Here is a 26,409-nt window from a genome sequence, read left to right on the forward strand (position 1 = left end):
GCTAACGCCAGCCAGCATCAGATTCGACACTCCAAAGGCGCAATCTTCCGTCTTCAGCGTTCATCTCATTCATTCGCAGTGGGAGCCGACATGGATGGACGCCTCCCGCGCGTAGACCCCTTCGAACTGCTGGTTTCGACCCATTCGTCGTAAGCCTCAAGGTTGATGTGGCGTCGGTTGTCCGGAGACCATTTCCAGTGCTTGCCCTCAACCAGCCGGCCGTCGCGCACCAGATGGTTAAACGAGTCCATCGAACGGCCGGTCAGCTCGGCTGCTTTTTCGACTGTGACCCACACGACAGGGCGGAAATTGAGTGACATGGTTTCGCTCCTTACTCTCAAAAACTGTTCGGCCACCTTCGGTAAGCGCATCAGCGGCACCGCCGATTCGAAGGCAGGTATCTGGCGACGCCTAAGTCGATGATATTGTCGCGTTTGGAATCTGAGCTTGAGGAGCAGATGATGCCGGCGCTCGACAATGTTGACGACGAGGCACGCGCCGAACTGCTCTGCTACCTTGTCGTTGGCCACCTGATCGCGGAGGCGCGGACCGGTACATGGCTTCGAACCGACCATCTGGTGGAGTCTGCACGGATATGGCAGAGTGCCAACGGCGCAAACTTTGACTGGTCAGAACGGGCTAGACTCGCTCATTTGTCGACCGAACTGGCGCCGCACGTGTTCTCGACCTCGATTCCACGAGACGAGCCATCGCTTGCAAAGCTTTTCACTGACGGGTGGCGGCTGGATTACCGGTCGCCGGTCGTGCAGGGTGTTTACGAGATCTGCGCGCGTCGCCTTCGCGAGGCATAAAGACCGCGCTAGCGTTATGCGAACCATTGCGGAGTCCAGCATAGACAAGCTCAGCGCAAACGAAGCAGCTGTGTTCCTTGGCGTGTCGCCTAGACACGTGTACGACCTTGCCGCACCGGGCGGGCCGATTCCCTGCTATCGGATCGGCAGCCGGATTGTGTTCAGTAAGGAAGATCTGGAAACCTACCTGCAGTCGTGCCGCGTGGAGAAGGCGCCGCCAATTCGAGCGCAACTGCGATCGACGCCGAAGCTGGTCACAGGTTCGTCAACAGGAGAATCCGCGCTTGAGAGATATTGCAGGGAACGCGGGCTCAAGCCCAAGCTCGAACCTAGCCCCAAGGCGAAGAAAGCGCGGCGCTGACAATCCAATCTAGCGGGAGAGGACGTTTAGGCAGATCGCGGCACCGGCCGGCGGCATGGCATATCGACGAATGCAACTATGGGACAGTGACTGTCTCTGTCATAGTCGGCGAGACTTCGGACAGGCGTTGACACCGCTTGCAACACCAGCTGGTCGGACGCTTGCGCGATATGGCCCCTATAATGCCTAAGGCGTGCCGGCATCGCTTTTGCCTAATCCCTCGCGCGTACGCGCGCGGGCGCGCGATAGATGCGGCGTTTCGGTACTGAGATAGTCGATGGCCACATGCCCCGGACCCCTGTCATGTGAACAAGAAAAGGGCGTAAACTTTCGAGCGTGGCGATTCAGCGCAGTGATTGCAGCCAGTTGTTATACCCGGGCGGGGGATCCGCACTAATCGCACCGGCGACGAGAGGCGATCCATGAACAACGCATTCGAGATACTGTCCTGCATCACGATGATTGCAGCCTTCGCGGCGCCACGTTTTCCGTGGTGGCTCCGATGCGCTGGACTTTTACTCTGCATCGGCGGCGCGTTTCGATGGGGGTTCGCCAGCATCGCGTTCTTCTCGATGCACGTGCCCATGATGGGCGTGTTCATGGGCTGCTTCGTGTTAGCCGCTGTGCTAGCCGCACGTCGCTACCTCCGCTTCGGGGTGCGCTCGCGCTCACCCGCAGCGAAATCTGTCTGACGTTGTTCGATTGCACTGCCCTAAACGTCTGCAGCTGGTCGCCTGAAATGTCGTCGCACGAACTCTGCTTGGCGGTCATTCGCGCCATAGACCTGTCTATCCGCCACTCTTACCGTGTCTTGGTTCAACGCGCGCGCCAGTCGGCTGGCCGGCGTCGACCCCACCCGCTTGGCGACGTCCAAGGTGTGCGTGGCAAAGAAGGCCAGCCGAGGTGTGAGCGGCAGCGCTAGGATGCATCCCGGATCGTTGAGCGCTGGCGTGATGATCAACGGGCGATCACATGTCAACAGGTCTACGGTCGCTGCATCGAATCTCTGCGTCCACCAATACATCTGAAAGATTTTCTGCGCGATCGGAGCGTGGTTCATCAGATCTGGAAGCATGCGGATGCCGAAGTCAGCAATGAAACCCGGGCGATGCGTTTCCATGAAATCAAACAGTGTCGCCGGGTCGCCGGATCCACGCAGCGCGTCATATCCGTCCGGTTGCTCAACCAGCCGACGCGTCAATTCATCGGCTGCGTCATCGCGTAATCGGTCTATGACATCGGGTGCCCGCACACGAAGAGACATGAGAAAGCGTGTCCACACGCTTCGCTGATTGTCGGACAGCGCATCCCGCGACGCTAGCATCCTCCGATACACCCGGGCCGCCGGATCGTCGATCAATGGTCCCATGAACTCTCGTTCAACGAATTGAGGGTCATCCGGAACGTGGTGAAGAGCGTAAAGGTGTTCGCGGCCTGCGATTCGTTTTGTCCCGACTTTCCTAACTTCCAGCGTGCCCCGCACCCATTGGAATCGAGTGAGCTGGTGGGAAGTCGACCAACCCTCCAGCAAAAATCGCGGCACGTAGTGGTGATAGACGTGTCTTGCCATAGTTTTCTCGCGCGGCGCAATGCTGCAGATAATCGATCACAGAGCGCTGGTTTGAAGCCGACGACGCCCGTTGGTGAGACCGACTGTTTGAAATTACCCGCTGGTCATCAAGCTGACATGTTAACGGGCGCAGTCTGCTTTTCGGAGCGTGATCGGAGAAAGGAGAAGCGCGATGTCTTTCGGGCCTGATCGCGAACTAGAACACACGGACGGCATAGTGCGTACGCCTGCTGCGCAATACCTACGCATGTCGACTGACCATCAGCAATACTCGACCGAAAATCAGCGTATCGCCATTGCCGACTATGCCGATGCGCACCACATGTGTGTAGTGCGTACTTACGCAGACGAAGGCAAGAGCGGGCTCACGTTCAAAGGACGCCCCGGTCTAAAGGCGCTGATCAGTGATGTCACGCAAGGCAAAGCCGATTTCAACGTTATTCTGGTCTATGACATCAGTCGGTGGGGACGCTTTCAGGATGCTGATGAAAGTAGCTTCTATGAGCAGTTATGTCGACGGGCCGGCATTCGGGTGATCTATTGCGAGGACGACATCGCCAACGATGGTAGTCCAGTTGCTGGGCTGGTTAGGCAAGTTCGCCGAATGGCGTCGGGGGATTTCAGCAAAAATCTGTCGCATAAAGTCTTCGCTGGGCAACGCACGCTGATCCTGCTTAAAGTCCGGCAGGGTGGAACGCCCGGCTTTGGACTCCGTCGTCTTTTGGTCGATTCGCAACGGCGGCCCAAGGAGGTTTTGGCTCGCGGACAGCACAAAAGCATTCAAACCGATCGGGTCATTCTCGTTCCGGGGCCGCCCGAGGAAACCGCTGTGGTCGCCAAGATGTATGAATGGTTTGTCCGGAGCAGTTGGTCGGAAAGGCAGATCGCGGATCACCTGAACGCATGCGGTGTTCTCACCGACCTTGGCCGCCAATGGACCCGTTCGACAGTACATCAGGTGCTAACCAACGAAAAGTACATCGGCAACAACGTCTGGAACCGCACGTCGTTCAAGCTGAAGATCGAACATAGGCGCAACCCTCCGGACCAGTGGATCCGGAGCGACGGTGCGTTCCAGCCAATTGTCCCGCCTGAACTTTTCTATGCCGCCCGAGAGATCGTGGCACAGCGACACCAGCGCATGTCCGATGATGAAATGCTTAACGCGCTACGGTCCGTGCTATTGCAAACCGGCTTCCTGTCCGGATGGGTCATCGACGAACGTGACGACATTCCATCCAGTAGTGCCTATGTCACGAGATTCGGTGGATTGCTGCGCGCATACTCGCTGGTCGGCTTCCAGCCCAAGCGAGACTTCCGCTACCTCACAATCAACGAGGCACTGCGGCGTCTGCATCCATCTATGGTCGATGAAATAGTGCGTGGCATAGAACACTCGGGCGGGTGGGTTGCTCGCGCAGCAGTTACTGACCTGCTACTGGTCAACGGCGAATTCACCGTTTCGGTGGTGGTGGTGCGATGCAAGACGGCATCGTCAGGCAGTCGTCGCTGGGTGGTCCATCTCGATCGCGCGCTGATGCCGGATTTGACGGTGATCGTTCGCATGGACGCCACCAACTCGTTCGCACATGACTATTTCGTCCTTCCGTCCATAGATTTTCCGGCCGATTTTCAGGAACTGAAAGAAGAAAATCAATTCTTCCTTGAAGCATATCGATTCGATGAAGCCTACATGCAGACGCGCCTATCGAAGGGGGCTGAAAACGGCGGCCTTGAAGCGCTGATGCTGTACGGCAAGCCCTTCCTGCGCGACGGCGTGCTGGACGTCAATGCGCATGACACGGGCTTTGCGAAGGTGCTGTCGAGTCTCGATGGTGAACACGGCCGGTTTTTCTTGTGGGTCGCGGCGCAACGCGCCGAGCAACTGAAGGCGCAGGGAAAAGAGAACCTGTTCACCGACAGCGACATCTCGGCATTGAAGACCCTGAATCGCGGCCATAGTTCTGGTCATACAGCCGCGTCTCAACCTGCAAAGCGGCGACCTCACGTTCGAGGCGTGCATTGGCCTCCGCCGACCCGCTTCGCCTCTGGTCCGCGGTTGTCGGTGCCACGAGTTGATCTGGCGGCGTGGACTCAAGCATAGCAATTACGAATTTGACCGAGTAATTGTTGAAATCTACCATTCGAGTTGCTGCATCGATCTGCCGGAACGCCTTCATTTTCTTGAGCACATTGAAGACTCCGAGCGGGCACTGCTTGTCTCCAAGTATCGCAGCTGCCTCATTGCACACACCATTGAGCAACCGAAAGCGTGCGCGCAACGAGTCGACCGAAATGCCGAGCGCTGCTGCGAGATCCTCAGCTGGAACCCCCTGATCCAGAGCCCGCACAATCATCCGATGTTCCTGAACGACGGCTAATCCATTGAGACGTTTGTTATAGGTAAATCCCTCGTCGTCGAGAGCGACAAGACAATCCGTTGATTCGACACCGCAGTCGCGCAAGGCCTCGAGCCGAACGTGGCCGTCAATCACGAGAAAGGCGCCGGCTTCTGCTGGATGTTGAATCACAACAATGGGCTCAACAAGACCGATCGCACGCACGGAGGCTAGGATTTGCCCATATTTTTTGCTCTTCTTGACGGCGGCGCCTAGAAGCTTATTTGGACGCAGCGACTCGATGGCGAGGCGTACACACTTTCGTTCGAATCCCATCGCAACTTGTTTCGGAGTCTGTCGATCGTTCATGTCGCACCGCCGTCTTTGCGCAGGACAGCCGCCTTGAGGAATTCAGGCATCGAGTTTCGCTTCTCATCCGAAAGCAGTTGAATGAATTCGTCGAGCTGGAGAAGCTCTTTGAAAGCTTCGATAACGCCCATCAGTCGACCCTGCGTGAACTCGGACCGCTTGATGATCAGTTTGTGTTTGTTCGCCTCAAGTTCGTATAGCTTACGCAATTCGTCGGGCTTGTAGGTTCGAGGCCGCGCCTTGTACGATTCCCCACGGCCCGATGCCTTTCCGGAATTGGCGCGCACTTCGAGAAGTTTCCGCACGACGCTGATCTTTCTACCCTTCAGCTCGCCTCGGTTGTACGCATCCATCAAGAGATTCTGGCACTCTGAATCTGTGCTGCGAGCTATGTCGACAGCGAGGCTTAGCGGAATATGGCCCGCCTCCACCGCAGTTAGAAGACGTCTTTCTCCTTTGTCGAGTAGACCCGCGATATTCTTCACCCATTCCGCAGAACAGCCGATCTTGCGGCCAATGTCCGCGTTGGAATAGCCGCGATGTCTGAGTATCGTTATATTTTCAAGGATCTCGACAGGTCGGGACTGCCTTCGTGCAATGTTTTCGACGAGACTTTTGATCAGGCATTCACGCTCGGTGGCACTAATGATGCGGGCGGGTATTACTTTTTGCCCCAGCATGGAAAAGGCTTCAAGGCGACCTTGTCCGCAAACGAGGTCGTAGCTGCCAATTTCCTCGGTTCCCTCGGTATGGCAAACAGTAATCGGTCGTTTCAGGCCAACCGACTCGATACTCCGCACCAGTTCGAGATGTACCCGTCGGTTGCGTGTCCTTGGGTTGAGCACGCGGATCCGCTCGACGGCAATCAGTTCGATTTCTCCGGCGATCTCTTCGATCATGCTGCCTCCCTACATTTTGTCCGGGCGCTCAGTGCGTAGAACAGTGAAAGGTCGGAGTCCAGCTTCTTGATCGGGTAGAACTCGTCGGCGATGCCCTGCGTTAATTTCGCCCCGAGATCCTTGCGCAAAGAATCGATCTGTTCCTTGTAGGTCTTCGTGACGGTGATGCCACCGACTGCCCGCGCCGCCGCCTCCTGCGCCGCATCGAGCTTGCCGAGATACAACGCGCGTTCACCACTGGCACGCACCTGCGGATCGCCCGACGAGGGGTTAGCCTGTGCGCGTTCCTCACCGGCTGCCGTAGACGGCTCTTCGTCGCCGCGCCCTTCCTCACTCACCCATTCCGGCAGCAGACCGATCTTCTGGTCCGCGAAGTGCGTGTCGGCGCCGGCGGCCGTACGGTTCGCTTCAGCGTACGGGCCGTAATTGACCCAGCTGTTCTGCCCGCGTGTTTCAGTGGTGGCCGCACGTCGTGCCAGATCCGAGTACATAGCCATGTGCGAGCGCCATGCGTTCTCTTCACCGTCAGCCCGAAAGCCGACACCATCTTTCACGTGCCCGAAGTAGTCATGCACAACGCGGAAGAGATCGTTGACCAGCGCTGGCTGTCCGCTGATCTGATGCTCCGTCTCAGCGATCATCGGATTGCGTGGGTCCATGAAGTCGGACCCGTAGCCATCTTTCGTACTGAACACCCACATGTGATTGTTGTTCGCCACGTCCAGCTGCATGAGCCGGGGCGATGCCGCATACGGGTCGTCTTGATCGGGCTTGATGAACTCGACGTTCAGCCCTGTTTTGAGCGCCGCCTCGTATTGAGCGACAGTCTCGCGAATCATCGCGTCATACGATGCCCGCACAACCGGGTCAGTGGGATTGTCCTTCAGCGCATCGAACTCGTGGGCGATGCGCGTGGCCCGTTGCGGGTCCACTTTGGCGTAGGTCTTCGGCGGCGCATAGTCGATGCGATGTTCGTCGGCATAGGCACGGGCGGCATCCTGCGCGGGCTTGAAGGAGTGGAACTCGACTTCACCCAGCCCCTCGATTTCTACTTTTGACGGGAGTCCCGCGAGATCATTCCCTTGATGCGACCGACTCTGCTCTGCCAGCCACTGAGCGCTTCCTCGAACGACTCCTGACTGCTGAAGTTCTCGCGCAGCGGGGCTGGTGGCAGATACGGCTTCTCCGGTTGCGTTGCGCTCTGCGGTTCTGTCGGTTGCTTCTCGGTCATTGCTTTGCTCCTGCTGGTTAATTTGAACACTACCACGTTCGGTCGACTCGGTCGGAAGGGCGGCGCGAGGCTGTCCAAACTGTTTAACGGGTTGGCCAAACTTCTTGATCGGTATGCTGCCCTGCGACGGTTCCGGCTCACGCGGCGCCACGGGTGCCGGCGCTGCCTTGCTCGGCTCTGCGCCGACGTCGGCACGCGGCTCGGCTTTCACCGGTTCCACGAGCTTCGGCTGGTTGCCTTCGACCTTGTTGTCACGCCGGGCGCGCAGCATGTCAGCCTCATGCTGCATCGGCTTCGTGCCCGCCTGCGTCGCATAGTCACTGAGCGCGCGGCGCACCTGCGTACGCACGGCAGTGAGGTTGCCCACCATGTCGTCGGTCGCGAACTTGCGAAAGCCGGTGTTGGCGAGCAGCTTGTCGATAAACGACGTGATGAAGTCCGCGATACGGTAGACCAGCGAGCGATCGGCCTTCGGCCCGGCCGCGTCAGCGAACACCTGCTGCCACGTACGGTACTCACCGAAGCGGTTGCCCACCAGATCCGCAATGAATTCGTCGGTCATGCGTTGCCGCACGCCGGGGTCAGCCATTGCCTGCCGCACCTGTTCGTCCGACATGTCGGCGCGATTCGTGTAGTACCGGTAGAAGGCGTTCTGGCTGCCTTCTCCCGCATGCGCGAGCAGTGCGTCCTGCAGACCCTTGTATAGATTCGGCGCTTCGGCCTGCATCTGGTGCGCCAGCTCGTGCCCGACGATCACCAGATGGTGCGCGCCGGCCGCGTCCGCGTTCACGTAGATGGTCTTCGCATCACCCGGCAGTACCGCGCCTTCGGTCGAGTGGCCGCCCGTCTCACCTTCCTGCCGGAACAGCACGACCTTCTTGCCGAAGATCGCGGCCGTCTTCTGGAGCAGTCCCGCGTCGGACTGTGACAGCGTAGTGGCGCCTTCGACGCCATTGCTGGCCGCCGTGCGGGTTTCCGGGAGTGACGCTGTGTCGATGGGCACCAGTCCCGGTGCTGCATCCTGCCCACGTGCGCGGGCGTCGGCGTCCATCGCAGCCTTCAGCGGCTGCAGCTCAGGAGCCGTGTCGGCAAGAGAACGCGCAGGAACCGCTGCAGGAGAGCCCGCAGGCGCCTCTGTCGTGAGGTCGGGCGTTACGTCAGTCGTCCGCGTGACCGGCAGCCCGTCAGCGGCCGTATTTGTTGTATTGGCCCGCTCACCGCTGAACTCCGGTTCAACCGGTGCCGCGACGCCGTGCATCATGGCGCCGTTAGCCGACACAGTGCTGACGTTCTCAGGGTTCGCCTGCACGTCTGCCACCAGCTGCGCGTTGCGCCGGCCTGCTGCGATCTGGGCGGCCTGATCCTGAATCGCCGGGTCGGGGTGATGCGCCGCGAGCGCGCCCAGCTGCGTCGTGGTCAGGTTGTTGAGATTGCGTTTGCCCAGTCGCGTGAGTTCCGCGCCCATCGCACCCGAAAGCGTCGACGGTGCAGCTGGCTGATTGAAGCCCTGCGCTTCGGTGACAGCCGGTGCCTGATCCGCCTGCAGCGCGTTGTGCTCCTGTTCGGCCGTCTTGAAGCCTTGCGTGCGCAGCGCGTCAGTCTGGGCAGCCAGATCCGCTTCGCGCTGTGCGAAGGCGTTATCCGGCACCGGGGGCGTGATGTTGGCCTGCGTCTGATCGAACGCCTGTTCGCGCATCTGTTGCTGCGCGCGTTGGGCCTGTTCTTCATAGAACGCGCGATCGGCCTGCAGCGCTTCGGGTGTCGGCGTGGCTTCCACCGCTGCCGGTGTCGATACGCCAGCCGCATGCAGCAGCTGCTGGCCATGTGCAATGCCGGCCGCCGCGCCACCCGCGACCGACTGTTCGGCCGCCGCAATGGCTTCGTCTACCGAACCCGCGTGCATGATCGTGCCGATGGTGTCGGTGATCGACGGGGGTGCAGCCTGCGGCACCGTGCGCGCGGCTGCCGCCAGTTCGTCGCCAGTCGGCGTGAACGTCGGGAACTGGTCAGCCGTGGTGCGCCCGGTTACGTCGACCGGCGACGCGGGTTGGGGCGTACCCCTCGTGGCCCCCGTGTCATGCCTGCTGACTCTCGTTTCCAGATCCGCGATTGCACCCGATCGGGACCGACACGGTGCCTTTCATTGCCCATGTATACGTAGCCGGCGTTGGTCAGAAACGAAGCGACAATGCTGCCCAGCTTTGCCTTACTCACGGCGCTCGTCGGGCCGAGTCGCTGTTCGACTGCGGCAACAAAGGCAGCCGACGCAACCCATTGGTCGGTGATTCCCGGCCCCTTGTCTCGTACAACCTCATGGCAGGCGGCATCGACGTCGCTCTGACTCATCTCGATAACGAGCCCCCGCATCGCCGTGATGGGCGCGCGGCCGTTCGGATCGAAGTCCGGGTGCCAGTCGGCGAAGTGAGTCAGCCAGTACCGGAGCGCCCCCGGAAACTGATCTAGCGCGGCGTGGAGCCGAGCGAAGTAGCTCGGGTCCGACTCCATGAACCCCAGCAGGGACGCCACACTGAACCGCGTGCGAAGAAAGCAGAAACGCCGGTCGCTGTCGGTGATTGGCACCCCGTCCATGAAGTTCGACATGATCAGGTACTGCACTGTGTTGGGAGCGTCGTAGCTCGCGCTGTGCTTCGGATGTACGCTGATCGTGTCGTTCGTGAGGAAAGGCTTGATCCGGTTGGCGGCATCGAATTTATTGTGGCCGTGCATCTTCACTTCTTCGATGCCCGTCACACAGCGGTTCACCGCCCAGTCGCTGAACGAACTGCCTCCCGTAATCTCGGCGCCGTCGAGGGGCTTCACATTGGCGGCGCCCATGATCACGCGAAGGAGGCGGACGAAGAAACTCTTACCGTCGCCTTCCGGTCCGCAGAGGTAGGGAACCCAGCGAACCTTGACACCGGGGTTCTGCACGACGAACGCGAGCCACGATTCGAACAACCCGCGCTCCCGTTCGTCGTCAAACAGATTGGCGAGATGCGCCCGCAAGATCTCGACGGCCTGTTCCTCATCGGGGAGCAGCACGGGCGGCATCGTGGGGATCTGGGAATCGTTGTAGCTATTAGCATAGGTCAGTCCCTCCCATTCGAAGACAGCTGACTCTCGGGGGAAATAGCCGATTCGATCCACGACAGACATGCCCCATAGCTTCAGCGCTGCATCGGATGCGCTCACGAGCGGCATGCCGCTGTCATCCTTCCAAGGCATCAAGCGGTCATACTTGGCGTTGAAGGCTGCCTTGCTGATCGCAATCTTCTTTTCCAGATCGAAGAACGCGTCACCGCTTGCGACGTAGACCCATGAGTGAGCCCACTTTGGCGCGCCGTCGAGGAGTGGCGACACGTCTGGTGCCAATAGCTCGCGCACTTCCTTGATCGGGGGCTTCGTGCCGGTCATCTCTTTCAGCCGCTTCTGCACTTCACCAACCAGCTCGGCGCGATCGAGCGCTGACAGGTTCAACGTTTCTCGAATCTGTCGGGCGACGGTCCCGACGAGTGCATCGCGGTCGGCGGTCTCGATTGCAAAGCGGAGGGATATCAATCGGCTCGCAACGCCATTGCCGGCCTTCGCGCGTCCAACCTCGGCCCATTTGAGCAGAGTACCGATGCCGGCTGCGTTCTTGCGACCGCTTCGAAAACCAGCCCAACGTTCGGCACACTGCTCCGGAATATAGAACGGCGCGCCGCTTTCATCGGTACGGTCGTCGCGGGACGAATGTTCGTCCCATAGTTCCAGCCACTCATCGCCGCCCGCGCCCTGATGGTCGAGAATCATGCCCAGCTTCAGCCAGTTGTCGCGAGTCCAGAAAGGATCAGTGGGCTCATAGATGAACGGCATCAATTCATCGCGCACACGTTCGAAAGTCCAGCGCGGGTCGGGTTGTTTGAATTCAAGTGGATCGGTGCTATCGGTCCGGATATCTATCGTGACTGCACGCGATTCGACGGGCGCGGATTGTGCCAGATAGAAGTCAGGGTTGAGGTAGCCATCGCCGTCGCTGCTGCCGCACAGAAAGTCGGCCCCGGCGTTCTGCACGGGCAGGAACATCATCTGTGCGGGCTTGACGGACGCCGCGTCGAGTGTCGAGTCAAAGTGGGCGGCGACCGTGGTGCATAGCGGCCGATATTCGGCGGGTGTCACATCGCGCGACAAAGGTATGAAAATGCGGAGGCGCGGCGCTGTAGTGGCGTGTGAACGAGTCGTGTGCCAAATGAAGGCAAAGTCCCCATATGACTTTCCGCAGTCAAGGTCGAAGAAGAGAGTGGCAGCGTTCCTGTCGAAGTCGAGCGACAGGGCAGATCTTGAGACCAGATGCTCGTCGTCGCGCTTGCCGTCGCGACAGGTGCCGAATAGCACGAACCGGTCTTTCTGCTTCAGTTCATCACGTTTCGCTTTCGACATTTCAAGAAACGCCTGATGGTCGACGGAAGACCGTGCGGGCTGCTCCAGCAGGGCCTTCAGTTCAACAAGCGTGTAGTGTCGCCCCGCATCCAGTGTGCCGAGGTTGCCTTTGCCCAGTGCGGCGGTGATAGGACGACTCGGCCCCACCGCGAGCGCAGCCACTCGCGAGAATTCATTTATCATGGCGCTATAGAGTGTTGTTTATTCGACGCAGGCTTAGCCGGCGCGCAGCCCCCACGATTGCACGTCGCTGGGGGTTTTCTTTATCCGCCGTCTTTCTCGAACTTGATCCGCGCGTGCACGGTGTAGTCACTGGCCGCTGCACCGATATAGGCCGCCACAATCGCCCCAACGTCTTCGTCCCTGATTTTCCAGCCTTCGGCGCGCGCTTTGGCTACTGCCTCAATGGCGCTTCGCAGGTAGCAATCCGCTGTCATGCATGCCTGATGCATCAGGTCGCCGTAGGACAGGTCGCCGCGTGCGCGGCCCGGTAGCTCATGCACGGATGAGGATGACGCGGTGGATGTGTCTGAGGCGCAGTAACGGTTCGCACGCGTGCGGTCAGGGAACAGCTGAGCGGTTGTTTTCATGCTTGCTCCTTCTGGCGCGCGATCCAGCCAGCGAGTTTGCGACGGTCGGTTTCCGAAAGTGTGTAGATCCCCGGGCGGGTTTTTCGGCCGTCGCGATCAACGATTACGGTGAGGGTGCAGGGGATTTCGAGGTTGCGTCTTCGGAGCTTCAGGACGGCGTCAGGCCCGTTTGCGCAACCGGACACACGATCGATGCGCTCGCGAGTTGCCGGGCCATTGACCAATAATCGAAGGACGCGAAGTTCGCGGGGACTGTCGGTGCCAAGGAATTCACGCTGCACCGCTGCGCCAGCGGCCACCCGGCTGCGGGAGGCATGACTCACTTTGCACCGCCGTTCAGCAAGGCCTGCAGGTCCGAGAGGCGCCACAGCAATTTGCGCTGAACCTTCACCGGGCGCACAGGCCCGGTCTGGTAACAAGCCCACTGGTACAACGTCTTCGGAGAGTGGCGGATCAGGCTGGCTGCTTCCGCCGTGGTCAGCATTACGTCATGCTGCGAGTTAAGGTAAGTCATCGCCGTATCCCTTGGTTTCGACGATGCCCATTTGACTTGATGAACTGTCCTCCCCCGCAAGCCTCCCCTATACCCCAGCTTTGGGGAGCACGGTTACTCGCCTAGTTCAGCCGCACGATCAATGATTTCCGCAACACGGCCGTCGCTGCGTAGACGCTCCCACGTTTTGTTGAATTTGCTTGAGGACCACTGCCTGTCGGCTTTCAGGACGGCCCATACCGCAGTCTTCGGGGTCGCTTTTCCCGGTTTGCGCAATGGAAGTTTGTCAGGCGTGAAGTTGAGCTTTTTCAGCTCATTAAGGATCCGATCTTCCTGCTGCTGTGCAAGTACCTGTGAGTGACGAAGCTTGCTGCCCGCGACATGAATCCGGGAACACAGGGTCGGTGCTGCTGGAAGCGGCGCTGACGAGGGAGAACCTGAAGCAGGCGCTTAAGCGGGTGCGGTCTAACAAAGGAGCCGCTGGGGTGGACGGTCTGGATATCGATCAGACCGCACGCCATCTGGTGACGGCGTGGCCGGCGACCCGTGAGCAACTGCTGAAGGGAACGTACCGACCGGGTCCGGTACGGCGGGTAACGATCCCGAAACCGGACGGAGGCGAGCGCGAGCTTGGCATCCCGACGGTGACGGATCGGCTGATCCAGCAGGCACTGCTGCAGGTGTTGCAGCCGATTCTGGAGCCCACATTCAGCGAGCATAGCTACGGCTTTCGGCCCGGGCGGCGTGCGCACGACGCGGTGTTAGCCGCACAGTCGTATGTGCAGTCTGGCCGGCGGGTTGTGGTGGACGTTGACCTGGAGAAGTTCTTTGACCGGGTCAATCACGACATCCTGATCGACCGCTTACAGAAACGTTTGGACGACGTCGGAGTCATCCGGCTGATCCGGGCGTATTTGAACAGCGGCATCATGGATTGCGGGATGGTCCAGCAGCGGCATCAGGGGACGCCACAGGGCGGGCCGCTATCGCCGCTGCTGGCCAACGTGCTGCTCGATGAAGTGGATCGGGAACTGGAAAGGCGGGGCCATTGCTTCGTGCGCTACGCTGACGATGCGAATGTGTATGTTCGTAGCCGTCGTGCGGGTGAACGAGTGATGGCGCTGTTGCGACGCTTGTATGGTCGGCTGCGCTTGAAGGTCAACGAGACCAAAAGCGCGGTGGCGAGCGTGTTCGGTCGCAAGTTTCTGGGCTACAGCTTGTGGGTAGCGTCCGGCGGTGTGGTGAAACGCAGGGTGGCGGCCAAACCGCTACTGGCGTTCAAGCACCGCATTCGTGAACTGACCCGTCGTTCTGGCGGGCGCAGCATGAAGGAGGTGATGGAAGGGTTACGGCGTTATGTGTTGGGCTGGAAGGCGTACTTCAGGATGGCGCAAACGCCGAGGATCTGGCGTGAGTTGGACGAGTGGTTGCGTCACCGGTTGCGTGCTATCCAGCTTAAACACTGGCGCCGTGGTACGACCATCTACCGGGAACTGCGTGCGTTGGGAGCAAATCCTGCAGTGGCACAACAAATAGCGGCGAACAGTCGCCGCTGGTGGTGCAATAGCGGCCAGTCGCTCAATCGCGTGCTGACGATCGAATACTTCGACCGGCTGGGCGTGCCTCGACTCTCATGACCTCAACTTCTCGAACCGCCCGGTGCGGACCCGCATGCCGGGTGGTGTGGCAGGGGTACGGCCTCTTGGCCGTCCCCTATGCCGATTGAGACGTCCGCCGAGCCGTTCTTCGGCACCTCACCATCCACCCGCGTCCCTAAGCCAGCGCCAGAAATCGCGCCAGACAAGGATTCCGGTTCGACGGCGACCACACCAGCACCTGTTCAGTCATCGGCGCATCCACCAGCGGCCTGAAGACCACCCCGGCAAGTTGCGCCTTCCGCATCGAAGCCGGTACGAGCGCGATACCGACGCCTTCATCGACAAGACTCAGCACCGTCTGCTGCAACTGCACTTCGAACCGGATGTCAGGCTCGAAGCCGCCCGTCCGGCAGTGCTCGACGATGGTTACCCGCAGCGTCGGCGCCACTTCGCTCGAAGCCATCACGAAAGGCTCCCCTGCCAGCTGCGCGATCTTCAATTGCCGCGCCCGCGCGCGCGGATGCGCCCGCGATAACGCCACGCAAAGCGGCTCTGTCACCACCGTTCGCGCCTCAAGCCCTTTGTCCGGCAGGCCAGGGAACATGATCGCTGCATCGATATGTCCGGCCAGCACCTGAGCCGCCAGATCGTTCGACACCACCTCGCGCAGGTTCAGCGCCACTTCCGGATACGCATCGCCGAACGCACGCGCGTAGCGCGGCACGACGCTATACGCCGCGCACATCGTGAACCCGATGCCGAGCTTGCCCGCCTCGCCCGATGCAGCCGCCTGCGCATTCTTCGCGGCCTGGTCGAGCGCGGCGAGGATCGCCCGCGCGTCGCTATAGAAGCGCTCGCCGGCAGCCGTCAGCGTGACGTTGCGCGGACTTCGCTCGATCAGCGTCACGCCCAGCGATGCCTCCAGCGCAGCCAGTTGCCGGCTGAGCGGCGGCTGCGTGAGATTGAGCCGCGCCGCCGCGCGGCCGAAATGGCGGGTCTCGGCGAGCGTCACGAAATATCGAAGGGGGCGTATATCGATCACGATGCAGAAAAAGTATTGTCGAAGGCCGAATTCAGCATTGGATTGTATCAACGCGAACCACTACGCTTGCGCATCTGCTGCTACAAGCCCGACCGATGCTCTCGACGCTCGAAATCCTGCTGCCCGTTTTCGGGCTGATCCTTGCCGGCTTCGCCTGCCGTCGCCGCGGGCTGCTTGGCCCCACCGCCGCGTCCGAGCTGAACCGCTTTGTCGTATGGCTCGCGTTGCCCGCGCTGCTGTTCGACATCATGGCGCACACCACGTGGCAGCAGCTCGACCAGCCGGCCTTCATCGGCACGTTTGCGCTCACATGCGCAGGCGTTTTCGTCTTGATCCTGGTGATGCGCCTGTTAAACGGCCGGCATCTCGCCGACGCCAGCGTCGACGCGATCGCCGCCGCGTATCCCAACACGGGATACATCGGCTTCCCGCTGTGCATGATCGTCATCGGCACCGCGAGCCTCACGCCGACGACGATCGCCACCATCCTCGTCGCATGCGTGCTGTTTTCGATTGCGATCGTGCTGATCGAAGTCGGCCTTCAGACGGAGCGCGCCCCGCACAGGCTCGCCATGAAGGTGATCGGATCGCTCGCGCGCAATCCATTGATCGTCGCGCCGATCGTCGGTGCCGCGATGGCCGTCGCGCACGTGGCGATGCCCGCAAGCGCGGAGACGTTCCTGAAGCTCCTGGGCGGTGCGGCGAGCCCATGCGCGCTCGTCAGTCTGGGTCTGTTTCTCGCGGAAAAACGGCCGGCAGGCGAACGATCGCGCGATGCACTGTTGCTGAGCGCAGTCAAACTCGTGCTGCAACCCGCCGTGGCGTGGTGGCTCGCGGCGCGGGTGTTCGCCCTGCCCGTGACGCTCGTGCAGATGGCCGTCATGCTGGCCGCGCTGCCCACAGGCACCGGCCCGTACATGCTCGCCGAATTCTATCGACGCGAAGCGCACATCACGTCGCGCACCATCCTGCTCTCGACGCTCGGCTCGCTCGTCACGCTGTCGTTCCTGCTCGTCTACGTCCATCGCAGCGGCGCGTAACTCGCCGCCGTGGTGGACGTTCCCGCGATTGATCGCCGTTTGTAAGTAATTCGCGGTAACGCCACGGTAAACGTCTGGAAAGGCGCAACCGATATGCTGCTCGTTCAAAGCGGGCAGGGACATGCCCAACGCGACTCCCTTCGGACCCAGGCGAAAAATCCATGCTGAACCATCAGCATCTGGCGTTGGCAAAAGAACGACACCTTGCAGGCGACCTCGCAGGCGCACACGACCTCTATGAAGCGGTTCTCGCCGGGAGCCCGGACGAAGCCGACGTCATGTTCCGCCTTGGCGTGCTTGCGCTTCAATGTGGCGCGTACGACGACGCGCTCGCATGGCTCGACCGTGCGCTAAGCCACGCGTCGCAGGAAGCCCGCTACCATTTCGCCCGCGCCCAGGTATTGGCGACGCTGCAGCGTTTCGACGAAGCGATCGTCACTTACCGCACGCTGCTTGCCTCTGACGCTACCTCTGCCGACCTGTGGTTTGCGCTCGCCAGCACGCTTCAACTGAGCGGGGACCTGTGCGGCGCGGCCGCAGCCTGTGAATCGGTGATCGCGCTTGATCCTGCCCACGTCGATGCACTGAACAACCTCGGTAACTGTCAGCGGCAACTCGGCGATACCGCGCAGGCAGAAGTCAGCTACCGGCGCGCCCTCGCAATTCAGCCCGATTACGTGAGCGCGCTGACAAACCTCGGCACGCTACTGCAGATGCGCGGGCAGATCGATGACGCAGTCGCGCTCCTGAACGAGGCGGTGCAGCTTATGCCGGACTCTCCGGCAAGCCTGCTGAATCTCGGCGTGGCGCGCCTCGAACAGCGTCAGTTCGACGAGGCCGCAACCCTGCTGACACGCACGCTCGCACTCGATCCGCAATTTCCGGAGGCCGCCTACAACCTGGGCAACGCGCTGCATACGCTGGGAAAGCGTCGCGAAGCGCAGGCGCAATACCGTGCGGCGATCGCACTCGACCCGCGCCACGCGGATGCGTACAACAATCTCGGAAACGTGTGCAGGGAATTCGGCGAATTCGAGGCCGCGCTCGATGCGTTCGATGCGGCGCTCCGGATACGGCCCACCTTCGTGGCGGCCTGCAACAACGCGGGCAACCTGATGCGCACGCTGCACAGGACGACCGACGCGGAGGCGCTCTTCAGGGCCGCGCTGTCCATCGATCCGGATCATTCGGCGTCGCACAACAACCTTGGCAATGTCCTGAAAGACAGCGGCGCGCTCGACGAAAGCATCGTCCACTATCGCCGCGCCGTGCAGTGCGATCCCGACAACGTGATCGCGCGCAGCAACCTTGCCTATGCGTTGCCGTTTCAGGCGGAAACCGGCGAGGCCGCGTTCGATGAATGCCGTCGCTGGTCGGCCCGACACGAAGCGCCGCTGCGCGTGACGCGCGAGCCGCATACGAACAATCGCAATGCTCATCGGCGCCTGCGAATCGGCTACGTGTCGCCGGATTATCGCGAGCACTGCCAGTCGCTGTTTACGGTGCCGCTGCTGTCCCATCACGACCACGACCAGTTCGAAATCTACTGCTACGCGAGCGTTGAACGGCCCGACGCCTTGACGCAGCGAATCACCGGTTACGCCGACGTCTGGCGCAATGTCCGCGAACTCGACGATGTCAGCCTCGCGCAACAGATCCGGGCGGACGGCATCGACATCCTCGTCGATCTGGCCATGCACATGGCCGACGGCAGGCCCCTGCTGTTCGCGCGCAAGCCCGCACCGGTGCAGGTGGCGTGGCTCGCGTATCCCGGCACGACGGGTCTGGATGCCATTGACTACCGCCTGACCGATCCGCGCCTCGATCCGCCTTCGAGCGACCACCTTTACAGCGAACGCTCGCTGCGCCTGCCGGATTCGTTCTGGTGCTACGACCCGTTGACGGATCAGCCGGCCGTGAACGCGTTGCCCGCGCTAACGGCCAGCCATCTGACGTTCGGCTGCCTGAACAATCCCTGCAAGCTGACCGATCGCACGCTCGGGATGTGGGCGGCGGTGCTGCGCGAAGTGCCCCACGCGCAATTGCTGCTGATGGCGCCTGCCGGCAAAGCCCGCGAGGGCCTGGCGACACGCATGGACCGGCAGGGCATCGACGTCAGGCGCGTCCGTTTCGTCCCGTTCCGCCCGCGCGCTGATTATCTGCGGACGTATCACGAGATCGACATCGGGCTCGACACGTTTCCCTACAACGGCCACACAACGAGCCTCGATTCACTCTGGATGGGCGTGCCGGTGATCACGCGGATCGGGGAAACCGCTGTCGGTCGCGCTGGCTTGAGCCAGCTCTTCAACCTCGGCCTGACCGAACTCGCCGCTGATTCGGACGACGCGTTCGTGCGCGTTGCCGTGGAACTGGCCGCGAATCTGCCGCGTCTCGCAGGCTTGCGACAAACGCTGCGTTCGCGCATGGAGCAGTCGCCGCTGATGGACGGTGCGCGCTTCGCGCGCCACGTCGAAGCCGTGTACCGGCAGATCTGGCAATCGTGGTGCGCGTGATCGTCCGCTCGCTGGCACCTCACCCGACACGCATACGCACTGAATACCGACTTACGAAACATGACACCGAATTCACTGAATTTTTCCGGCGGACCAGGCGCATTGCCGGAAGCCATCCTCCTGCAGACACGGCAAGCCATCGCGGCACTCCCGGAGACAGGTCTGTCCGTACTCGGAATGAGCCACCGCTCAGACTGGTTTAACGCGATCCTTCACGAAGCCGAATCGAATCTTCGACACCTGCTCGGCATTTCAGATGACTACGCCGTGGTCTTTCTCCAGGGCGGCAGCAGTCTGCAGTTCGCGATGATTCCGATGAACTTCGCTGCAGCAGCCAGCGCACCGCCCGAATATGTGAACGCCGGCTACTGGAGCGCGAAAGCCTCGGCCGAAGCGGCGCGTGTGTGCCCGACACAGATCGCATGGGACGGTCGTGCCAGTGGCTACCGGCAACTGCCAGACCTGCGTGCGCTGGACGTTGCCCGATCGTCCGCCTACCTGCATTACGTATCGAACGAGACCGTGGAAGGGTTGCAATTCCCGGTCTTCGAAGAAGCGCTCGACGTCCCGCTTGTCGCGGACATGTCATCGGATTTCCTGTCGAAGCCAGTCCGGCCTGACATGTATTCGATGATCTACGCGCATGCGCAGAAGAATCTCGGTCCGGCCGGCGTGACGGTTGCGATCATCGATCGATCGTTGCTTGAGCGCATTCCAGATGGCTTGCCGTCGATTCTCGACTTTCGCACCCATATTTCGCATCGCTCGAACTACAACACGCCGCCGGTTTTCGCGATCTACGTCCTGACGCTGATAACGCGCTGGCTGCGCTTCGATATCGGCGGCCTGAGCGCGATGCAGGACATCAACGAACGAAAGTCACGTTGCCTGTATGACGCGCTGGATTCGCTCGACGATTGCGTGACGGTTCACGCAGACCGCCGCTGGCGCTCGCAGATGAACGTCGCCTTCACGTTCGGCGACACGCGTCTTGATGAGGCGTTTCTCGTGGCCGCGCGGGAACAGGGTATCGCGGGCCTGGAAGGACACCGGTCGCTGGGCGGCCTGCGAGCGTCGCTCTACAACGCGGTCACGCCGCAAGCTGTGGAGACACTCGCTCGCGCATTGATGGCATTCGCCGACGAGCGCGTTTGAACGGGCGGCACGCACAACTTCATTCTCTGCACGTTTTACGCGGACAGCAACATGGCGAATCTCACTCAAGCCGGTGGCGACAAACCGGAATCTCTGGACAACGCGCCCGGCGCCACGACCCAACCCGCAGATCAGGACGACGTCAGGCAGGCATTGCAGACTGTTTCGAGCCTGACGCGTCTGCTGGAAGCCGACCCGCTGAACATCGGGTTACATCGTTCGATGTCTGATGCCATGCGCGCCGCAGGCGACGAGACCGGATATCTCGCTCACGGCGTCGGCGTTGAAACGTTCGAATTTACGGGCACGCTGCCGCAGCCATCAGCAATTCCGCTCTTTAATGTCGCGACCGTCTACTTCGTAAACGGTGCCCATGAATCTGCACGGCGCTGGTATCGGATCGCGCTGGATGTCGATCCGGATCTCGCGATGGCTCACCAGAATCTCGCTGCCGTTTATGACGCGACGGGCAACGCCACCGAAGCCCGCGTGCATCGCGCGCACGCCTACCGCCTGCAACGGATCTATGTGGAGCCAGCGGATAACGCGCCACGCAAGGTGTTGATTCTGTGCACCGGCAACGCGGCGGGTAACGTGCCATTCGATACGCTGCTTCCGCCCACCGTGAGCTATCGCATCAAGTACGCGATCGACTACGCAGGCGACGCGGAAGACGCTCAGCTGCCGCCGTTCGATCTGGTCTTTAACGCGGTCGGTGAACCCGACATCGCAGAGCCGCTCGCGCCGCGACTCGAACGCTTTGTGCAGCGATGCAGCCGCCCCCTGCTCAACCTGCCGGCGGCAGTCGCCAAAACACGCAGGGACAGGTTGCCCGAGCTTCTCGCAGGCCTCGATGACGTGGTAGTCGCGCCGTGTATCCTGCTGCAGACGATGCCCGTGTCAATCGATGCGCTCGCCAGGCGGCTCATCAATGAAGGCATCGACTTTCCGGTGCTGACGCGCCCGCTCGCAAAACATGGCGGCGAAGGGCTGACGATGCACACGTCGATCGACGCGCTGTGGTCCGCGCTCGCGTCAGTCGACGCCCCGCACTATCTGACGGCATTCCACGATTTCCGCAGCGCTGACGGACACTTTCGAAAGTATCGGACCGTGTTCGTCGATAGAACGCCGTTCCCCTACCATCTCGCGATTTCATCGCACTGGATCGTGCATTACTTTTCCGCGGACATGATCGCCGCGGACTGGAAAATCGACGAGGAACGCCGCTTCCTTCAGGAAACGGGCGCCGTGCTGGGAGAACGGGCGATAAAGGCAATCGACGCAATCGGGCGGCGTCTCGACCTCGACTATGGCGGTATCGACTTCACGCTGCTGCCCGATGGCCGCGTGCTGGTGTTCGAAGCCAACGCGACCATGCTCGTTCATCGCGAGGCGAACAATGGCGTGCTCGCGCACAAGAACATGTTTGTCGAGCGCATCGTCGACGCGTTCGAACAGTTGCAGGCCCGGCGAACCGGTGTCGTCTGAGCCGACCGGGCTGGCGCGTGCGAAAACCTGGCGGTTTCCGCGCGTCGGCCCAATGAGCGAACTACCGCGTTACTTCGGCGAAACGTCGATGCTGCCGAAGTACTTCTGCGCCAGCGTCTTCACGGTGCCATCGGCCTGCACCTTTGCGATTGCAGCGTCGAGTTGCTTCTTCAGCGAATCGTCGCCCTTGCGGATACCGAACGCGATGCCGCTGCCGAGGATCTTGTCGTCACGCACCGGCTGGCCGACGAACGAGAAATCCTTGCCATCCGGACGCGACAGGAAGCCCGTCTGCCCTGCAGGCGCGAGCACCAGCGTGGCATCGAGACGGCCGGACACGAGATCCGCGTACACCTGGTTTTGATCCTGATACGGCACGACGTTCACGCCTGCCGGTTCCCAATGTGCCTTCGCGTACGTTTCCTGAATCGAAGCCTGCAGCACGCCGACGCGCTTGCCCTTCAGCGATTCCGGCGTCGGCACGAGGCCGCTGCCGTTGTGCGCGATCAGTTGCGTCGGCACACGGTAGATGATGTTCGTGAAGTCGATCGCCTGACGGCGCTTCTCGGTGGCGTTCATCGCCGAGTTGATCGCGTCGAACTTGCGGCCCTGCAGCGCGGGAATCAGACCATCGAACGATGTCTCGACCCACGAGCACTTCAGATGCGCAGTCGCACAGACGGCATTGCCGACATCGATATCGAAGCCCTGCAGTTCGCCATTCGCGCCCTTCGATTCGAACGGCGGATATTGCGCTTCGAGGCCGAAGCGCAACGTCGTTGCATCGGCGGCGACGGCCGACACCGAGGCCGAGGTCGCGGCAAATGCGCAGGCAATCGCCAGCAGGTTCCTGAGCAGCTTCATGGATGATCTCCTTCCCTTTGATCCGGTTAATTTGTTGTAACGAGGGACGGCGTGGCAATGCGTTTGTGCTCCAGCACCGGCAGGCGCTCACGCACGGCATCGAGCACCGAGGAACCGAGCGTCGCAATTGCAAAGCCTGGCTCATCGTCGTGTCGTGCGAGCACTTCGCCCCATGGCCCGATGATCATACTGTGACCAAAAGTCCGCCAGCCATTTGGATGCGTGCCGCACTGGCCGGAAGCGAGCACGTACGCCTGATTCTCGACCGCACGCGCACGCAACAGCAGTTCCCAATGCGCGAGGCCCGTCGTATGCGTAAACGCGGCGGGCACGGCGATGACATCCGCTGGGGGACCGGCACGGTACAACTCGGGAAAACGCAGGTCGTAGCAGACCGACAGCCGCAGCGTGCCAAACGGACCGCTCGCGGTGCCGATGCTGTCGCCACCCACCATCGTATCGCCTTCCGCATGCTGCTCGGTGCCCTGACTGAAGCTGAAGAGGTGAATCTTGTCGTAACGCGCGCGGCATTCGCCGGTCGGATCGAACAGCAGCGACGTGTTGTACGCGTGTGTACCGGCCTGCGAACCCGCGGGACGGATCGGCACCGTGCCGCCGATCAGCCACGTTCCCGTTTCACGCGCGAGCTGCGCAAGCGCATGCTGGATCGCTCCGTCGCCGGGCGCCTCGGCAAGCGCGACGCGCTCGGCTTCGTCGTTGCCGATCCAGCAGAAGTACTCCGGCAGGCTCACGAGCGTCGCGCCCGCGCGCGCTGCTTCGGTGACCCAGTGGCGCGCCTGCTCCAGGTTGTACGCGACGTCGTCGGTGCTGCTCATCTGCACGACTGCGGCGGTCAGCGTCTTTTCCATCTGGCTCATGACGTATCCCTCAGATCGAACAGAGGCGGCGCGCGCCTTCGATCAGCGTCGCATCGTCCTTCGAGAAACTCAGGCGGATCAGACCGGAATCGGTGCCGTCAGTGTAGAACGCGGACAGCGGAATCGTGGCCACCTGTGCATCGCGAATCAGGCGCAGCACGAAGTCGCTGTCGCTTTCGTCGGAGAATCCACGGAAGCGCGCGAGCATGAAGAAGCTGCCTTCGCTTGGCAGCAATTCGAAGCGCGATTCGCGCAGCGCTTCCTTCAGCAGATCGCGTTTCTTCTGGTAAAACGCAGACAGGCCAAGATAGCTTTCGCGGTTCGCAAGCGCGTCGGCGAACGCATACTGCATCGGCGTATCGGCGGAAAACACCATGAACTGATGGACCTTGCGGATCTCGTCCATCAATGCGGCGGGCGCGAGACAGTAACCGACACGCCAGCCGGTCACGTGATACGACTTGCCAAACGAAGACACGATCACGCTGCGTTCAGCGAGATCCTGATAGCACGCCATGCTCTGATGTTTCGCACCGTCGAACACGACGTGTTCGTACACTTCGTCGGAGAGAATCACGATATCGGTGTTGCGCGTGACCGCGCGCAGGCGCTCGATATCAGCGTCGCTGAAAACGGTTGCGGTGGGATTGTGCGGCGTATTGATGATGATCATCCGCGTCTTCGGCGTGATCGCGGCCGACACCTCGTCCCAGTTCACGCGGAAGTGGTCGAGCGAGAGCTTGATCGGCACCGGCGTCGCGCCCTGCAGGCGGACGATCGGCGCGTAGCTGTCGAACGAAGGTTCGAAGTAGATCACCTCGTCGCCCGGATGCACGAGCGCGCTAATCGTCGAATACAGCCCTTCGCTCGCGCTGGCGATGACGGTCACTTCGGTCGTCGGGTCGTAGCGCACGCCATAGAGCTGCTCGACCTTGTTCGACAGCGCCTCGCGCAGCGCGCCGATACCGGCCATCGGCGCGTACTGGTTATGACCGGCGCGCATGGCCTCTGCGACGCCATCAACGAGCTTCGGGTCCGGCGCGAAATTCGGCGCGCCCTGCGACAGGTTCAACGCATTGTGTTCGGCGGCCAGCTGGCCGATGACGGTAAAGATCGTCGTGCCCACGTCGGGCAGTTTCGAGCGGGCTTGCAAGGCGCTCTGCATGGGGATTCCTCCATCGGACAGCGTAGCGAAGGGACGCAGCTCATGCGGCAATCCCATCCTGATGCTGCCGATTAGGCATCAGCCAATACGCAGCCACAATCGAAAGTTTGTCATGCGCGGCATGCGTTTACGTCATGGCGGGGCCCGGTGCCGTGATGGGCCTCAGTCTTCGTCCATCAGACGAACCTTGACCTTCTTGCCCTTCACCTTGCCGGCATTGAGCTTGCGAAGCGCTTCCTTCGCCACGCCGCGCTCGATCGCCACGTAGGTAGAAAATTCCGTTACGTTGATCTTGCCGATCTGCGAGCCGGCAAAGCCGGCGTCGCCGGTCAGCGCGCCGAGCACGTCGCCTGGGCGGATCTTTTCCTTGCGGCCGCCGAGAATCTGCAGCGTTTCCATGGGCGGCAAAAGGGGCTCGTTGCTGGCCGCCTTCAGCTCGGAAACGGGGTGCCATTCGACTTCGCGCCCCTTCGCCTGCTCGATACTGCCAACGCGCCCCATCTCGTTCATGCTCGCGAGGCTCAGCGCCCAACCTTCCTGATCCGCGCGGCCCGTACGGCCGATACGGTGCACGTGCACTTCAGGATCCGGCGTCACGTCGACGTTGATCACGGCTTCGAGTTGCGCGATGTCGAGACCGCGCGCGGCGACGTCGGTCGCGACGAGCACGGAACAGCTGCGGTTCGCGAACTGGATCAGTACCTGATCGCGTTCGCGCTGGTCGAGTTCGCCATGCAGCGCGAGCGCATGAAAACCTTGAGCGCGCAACACGTCGAGCAGATCGCGGCATTGCTGCTTCGTGTTGCAGAACGCGATCGTGCTGACGGGACGGTAATGGTTCAGCAACAGGCCGACAGTATGCAGACGGTCGTTCTCCGTCACTTCGTAGAAGCGCTGACGGATCTTGCTGTCGTCGTGACGCTCTTCGAGCTTCACGTCCTTCGGATTGCGCAGGAACTGCTGGCTCAGCTTGCCGATGCCTTCGGGATACGTCGCGGAAAAGAGCAGCGTCTGACGCTCTTTCGGGCATTGGCGCACGACCGTCGCGATGTCGTCGAAGAAACCCATGTCGAGCATACGGTCGGCTTCGTCGAGCACGAGCGTGTTGAGCGACTTCAGGTCGAGACTGCCGCGCTCAAGGTGATCCATGATGCGGCCCGGCGTGCCGACGACGATATGCGCGCCGTGTTCGAGACTCGCCGTTTGCGGGCGCATCGGCGTGCCGCCGCATAGCGTCAGCACTTTCACGTTTTCTTCGGCACGCGCGAGCCGGCGGATTTCCTGCGTGACCTGGTCGGCGAGTTCGCGTGTCGGGCAGAGCACCATCGACTGCACCGCGTAGTTACGCATGTCGAGGCGCGCGAGCAGCGCGAGAGCGAACGCGGCGGTCTTGCCGCTGCCGGTCTTCGCCTGCGCGATCAGGTCCTGTCCGGCGAGTGCGACGGGCAGGCTGGCGGCCTGGATCGGCGTCATCTCCAGATAGCCGAGCTGCGTGAGGTTGGCCAGCATCGCGGGCGGCAGCGGTAGCTGGCTGAAAGGGGCGGGCGTGGGCTTGGTCATGTGTTTGGCCTGAGGTC

At 61.4% G+C, this 26,409-nt stretch carries 19 protein-coding genes and 2 pseudogenes; 8 read left to right on the top strand and 13 right to left on the bottom strand.

The genetic code is table 11. From position 1 onward, the window contains the following. Positions 1-65 precede the first annotated feature (65 nt). Positions 66-530, bottom strand: a complete 465-nt coding sequence (locus LPA36_RS07870) for a hypothetical protein (protein WP_228875554.1) — start codon at positions 528-530, stop codon at positions 66-68. Between the two features lie 298 nt (positions 531-828). Between LPA36_RS07870 and LPA36_RS29575 the strand changes: the two genes are divergently transcribed. Beyond that, on the top strand, positions 829-1,173 hold the full coding sequence (locus tag LPA36_RS29575) for a helix-turn-helix domain-containing protein (protein ID WP_407674227.1): 345 nt from the start codon (positions 829-831) through the stop codon (positions 1,171-1,173). A gap of 422 nt (positions 1,174-1,595) precedes the next feature. Further along, entirely contained in the window at positions 1,596-1,865 is a 270-nt protein-coding gene (locus tag LPA36_RS07875) for a hypothetical protein (RefSeq protein ID WP_228875555.1), read from the top strand. 20 nt (positions 1,866-1,885) lie between these two features. Here LPA36_RS07875 and LPA36_RS07880 read toward each other — a convergent pair whose 3' ends face one another. Further along, entirely contained in the window at positions 1,886-2,743 is an 858-nt protein-coding gene (locus LPA36_RS07880; RefSeq protein WP_228875556.1) for a DUF4238 domain-containing protein, read from the bottom strand. A 172-nt stretch (positions 2,744-2,915) separates the two neighbouring features. Between LPA36_RS07880 and LPA36_RS07885 the strand changes: the two genes are divergently transcribed. Then, positions 2,916-4,847: a recombinase family protein gene (locus tag LPA36_RS07885; protein WP_228875557.1), complete on the top strand. Its 1,932-nt coding sequence runs from the start codon at positions 2,916-2,918 to the stop codon at positions 4,845-4,847. Here LPA36_RS07885 and LPA36_RS29580 read toward each other — a convergent pair. The 6 genes and pseudogenes from LPA36_RS29580 to LPA36_RS07910 all read right to left on the bottom strand — a co-directional run. Next, positions 4,753-5,451: pseudogene (locus LPA36_RS29580) on the bottom strand (plasmid partitioning protein RepB C-terminal domain-containing protein); the annotation flags it as partial. The gene LPA36_RS07885 and the pseudogene LPA36_RS29580 overlap by 95 nt on opposite strands. Further along, complete coding sequence (locus LPA36_RS07890) at positions 5,448-6,350, bottom strand: ParB/RepB/Spo0J family partition protein (protein WP_228875558.1); 903 nt, start codon at positions 6,348-6,350, stop codon at positions 5,448-5,450. The pseudogene LPA36_RS29580 and the gene LPA36_RS07890, both read right to left, overlap by 4 nt. Further along, entirely contained in the window at positions 6,347-9,532 is a 3,186-nt protein-coding gene (locus LPA36_RS07895; RefSeq protein ID WP_228875559.1) for a hypothetical protein, read from the bottom strand. The genes LPA36_RS07890 and LPA36_RS07895 overlap by 4 nt, the downstream gene beginning before the upstream one ends. 74 nt (positions 9,533-9,606) lie before the next feature. Then, positions 9,607-12,162 (bottom strand): DUF5906 domain-containing protein, encoded by a 2,556-nt coding sequence (locus tag LPA36_RS07900; protein WP_228875560.1) that lies wholly within the window; start codon positions 12,160-12,162, stop codon positions 9,607-9,609. A gap of 101 nt (positions 12,163-12,263) precedes the next feature. Further along, complete coding sequence (locus LPA36_RS07905) at positions 12,264-12,590, bottom strand: hypothetical protein (RefSeq protein ID WP_228875561.1); 327 nt, start codon at positions 12,588-12,590, stop codon at positions 12,264-12,266. A gap of 319 nt (positions 12,591-12,909) precedes the next feature. Continuing rightward, positions 12,910-13,104, bottom strand: a complete 195-nt coding sequence (locus LPA36_RS07910) for a helix-turn-helix domain-containing protein (RefSeq protein ID WP_228875562.1) — start codon at positions 13,102-13,104, stop codon at positions 12,910-12,912. Positions 13,105-13,427: 323 nt separating this feature from the next. Between LPA36_RS07910 and ltrA the strand changes: the two are divergent. Beyond that, positions 13,428-14,720, top strand: a pseudogene (ltrA, locus tag LPA36_RS07915) (group II intron reverse transcriptase/maturase); the annotation flags it as partial. 136 nt (positions 14,721-14,856) lie between these two features. On the opposite strand, the gene LPA36_RS07920 reads toward ltrA, so the two are convergent. Then, positions 14,857-15,723 carry a LysR family transcriptional regulator gene (locus LPA36_RS07920; protein WP_228875564.1) on the bottom strand — a complete coding sequence of 289 codons (867 nt, stop codon included), beginning with the start codon at positions 15,721-15,723 and terminating at the stop codon, positions 14,857-14,859. Between the two features lie 95 nt (positions 15,724-15,818). Between LPA36_RS07920 and LPA36_RS07925 the strand changes: the two genes are divergently transcribed. The 4 genes from LPA36_RS07925 to LPA36_RS07940 all read left to right on the top strand — a co-directional run bounded on the left by LPA36_RS07925 (position 15,819) and on the right by LPA36_RS07940 (position 21,925). Next, a complete protein-coding gene (locus LPA36_RS07925; protein WP_228875565.1) occupies positions 15,819-16,763 on the top strand; it encodes an AEC family transporter in 945 nt (314 codons plus the stop codon). Positions 16,764-16,924: 161 nt separating this feature from the next. Beyond that, positions 16,925-19,279: a tetratricopeptide repeat protein gene (locus LPA36_RS07930; RefSeq protein WP_228875566.1), complete on the top strand. Its 2,355-nt coding sequence runs from the start codon at positions 16,925-16,927 to the stop codon at positions 19,277-19,279. Positions 19,280-19,339: 60 nt separating this feature from the next. Continuing rightward, the gene (locus tag LPA36_RS07935; protein WP_228875567.1) at positions 19,340-20,434 is read left to right on the top strand and encodes a phosphoserine transaminase; all 1,095 of its coding nucleotides are present in this window, start codon (positions 19,340-19,342) and stop codon (positions 20,432-20,434) included. 51 nt (positions 20,435-20,485) lie between these two features. Further along, a complete protein-coding gene (locus LPA36_RS07940; RefSeq protein ID WP_228875568.1) occupies positions 20,486-21,925 on the top strand; it encodes a tetratricopeptide repeat protein in 1,440 nt (479 codons plus the stop codon). 69 nt (positions 21,926-21,994) lie between these two features. Here the strand turns inward: LPA36_RS07940 and LPA36_RS07945 are convergent, their stop codons facing one another. From LPA36_RS07945 to dbpA, 4 genes are all read right to left on the bottom strand, one after another. Beyond that, positions 21,995-22,789 carry an ABC transporter substrate-binding protein gene (locus LPA36_RS07945; protein ID WP_228875569.1) on the bottom strand — a complete coding sequence of 265 codons (795 nt, stop codon included), beginning with the start codon at positions 22,787-22,789 and terminating at the stop codon, positions 21,995-21,997. Positions 22,790-22,815: 26 nt separating this feature from the next. Next, positions 22,816-23,667: a carbon-nitrogen hydrolase family protein gene (locus LPA36_RS07950; protein WP_228875570.1), complete on the bottom strand. Its 852-nt coding sequence runs from the start codon at positions 23,665-23,667 to the stop codon at positions 22,816-22,818. A gap of 10 nt (positions 23,668-23,677) precedes the next feature. Beyond that, positions 23,678-24,832 (bottom strand): pyridoxal phosphate-dependent aminotransferase, encoded by a 1,155-nt coding sequence (locus LPA36_RS07955; protein ID WP_228875571.1) that lies wholly within the window; start codon positions 24,830-24,832, stop codon positions 23,678-23,680. A gap of 162 nt (positions 24,833-24,994) precedes the next feature. Continuing rightward, entirely contained in the window at positions 24,995-26,392 is a 1,398-nt protein-coding gene (gene dbpA / locus LPA36_RS07960; protein WP_228875572.1) for an ATP-dependent RNA helicase DbpA, read from the bottom strand. Positions 26,393-26,409: the final 17 nt, after the last annotated feature.

The organism is Paraburkholderia saeva (genome assembly GCF_907164555.1).
Classification (GTDB): domain Bacteria; phylum Pseudomonadota; class Gammaproteobacteria; order Burkholderiales; family Burkholderiaceae; genus Paraburkholderia; species Paraburkholderia saeva.

What these genes read in the sequence shown, in the direction of transcription:
- LPA36_RS07955 (WP_228875571.1), bottom strand. Translation starts at nt 24,832, where the DNA reads ATGCAGAGCGCCTTGCAAGCCCGCTCGAAACTGCCCGACGTGGGCACG.
- LPA36_RS07935 (WP_228875567.1), top strand. Translation starts at nt 19,340, where the DNA reads ATGACACCGAATTCACTGAATTTTTCCGGCGGACCAGGCGCATTGCCG.
- LPA36_RS29575 (WP_407674227.1), top strand. Translation starts at nt 829, where the DNA reads ATGCGAACCATTGCGGAGTCCAGCATAGACAAGCTCAGCGCAAACGAA.
- LPA36_RS07885 (WP_228875557.1), top strand. Translation starts at nt 2,916, where the DNA reads ATGTCTTTCGGGCCTGATCGCGAACTAGAACACACGGACGGCATAGTG.
- LPA36_RS07910 (WP_228875562.1), bottom strand. Translation starts at nt 13,104, where the DNA reads ATGACTTACCTTAACTCGCAGCATGACGTAATGCTGACCACGGCGGAA.
- LPA36_RS07905 (WP_228875561.1), bottom strand. Translation starts at nt 12,590, where the DNA reads ATGAAAACAACCGCTCAGCTGTTCCCTGACCGCACGCGTGCGAACCGT.
- LPA36_RS07945 (WP_228875569.1), bottom strand. Translation starts at nt 22,789, where the DNA reads ATGAAGCTGCTCAGGAACCTGCTGGCGATTGCCTGCGCATTTGCCGCG.
- LPA36_RS07940 (WP_228875568.1), top strand. Translation starts at nt 20,486, where the DNA reads ATGGCGAATCTCACTCAAGCCGGTGGCGACAAACCGGAATCTCTGGAC.
- LPA36_RS07930 (WP_228875566.1), top strand. Translation starts at nt 16,925, where the DNA reads ATGCTGAACCATCAGCATCTGGCGTTGGCAAAAGAACGACACCTTGCA.
- dbpA (WP_228875572.1), bottom strand. Translation starts at nt 26,392, where the DNA reads ATGACCAAGCCCACGCCCGCCCCTTTCAGCCAGCTACCGCTGCCGCCC.
- LPA36_RS07950 (WP_228875570.1), bottom strand. Translation starts at nt 23,667, where the DNA reads ATGAGCCAGATGGAAAAGACGCTGACCGCCGCAGTCGTGCAGATGAGC.
- LPA36_RS07875 (WP_228875555.1), top strand. Translation starts at nt 1,596, where the DNA reads ATGAACAACGCATTCGAGATACTGTCCTGCATCACGATGATTGCAGCC.
- LPA36_RS07925 (WP_228875565.1), top strand. Translation starts at nt 15,819, where the DNA reads ATGCTCTCGACGCTCGAAATCCTGCTGCCCGTTTTCGGGCTGATCCTT.
- LPA36_RS07880 (WP_228875556.1), bottom strand. Translation starts at nt 2,743, where the DNA reads ATGGCAAGACACGTCTATCACCACTACGTGCCGCGATTTTTGCTGGAG.
- LPA36_RS07890 (WP_228875558.1), bottom strand. Translation starts at nt 6,350, where the DNA reads ATGATCGAAGAGATCGCCGGAGAAATCGAACTGATTGCCGTCGAGCGG.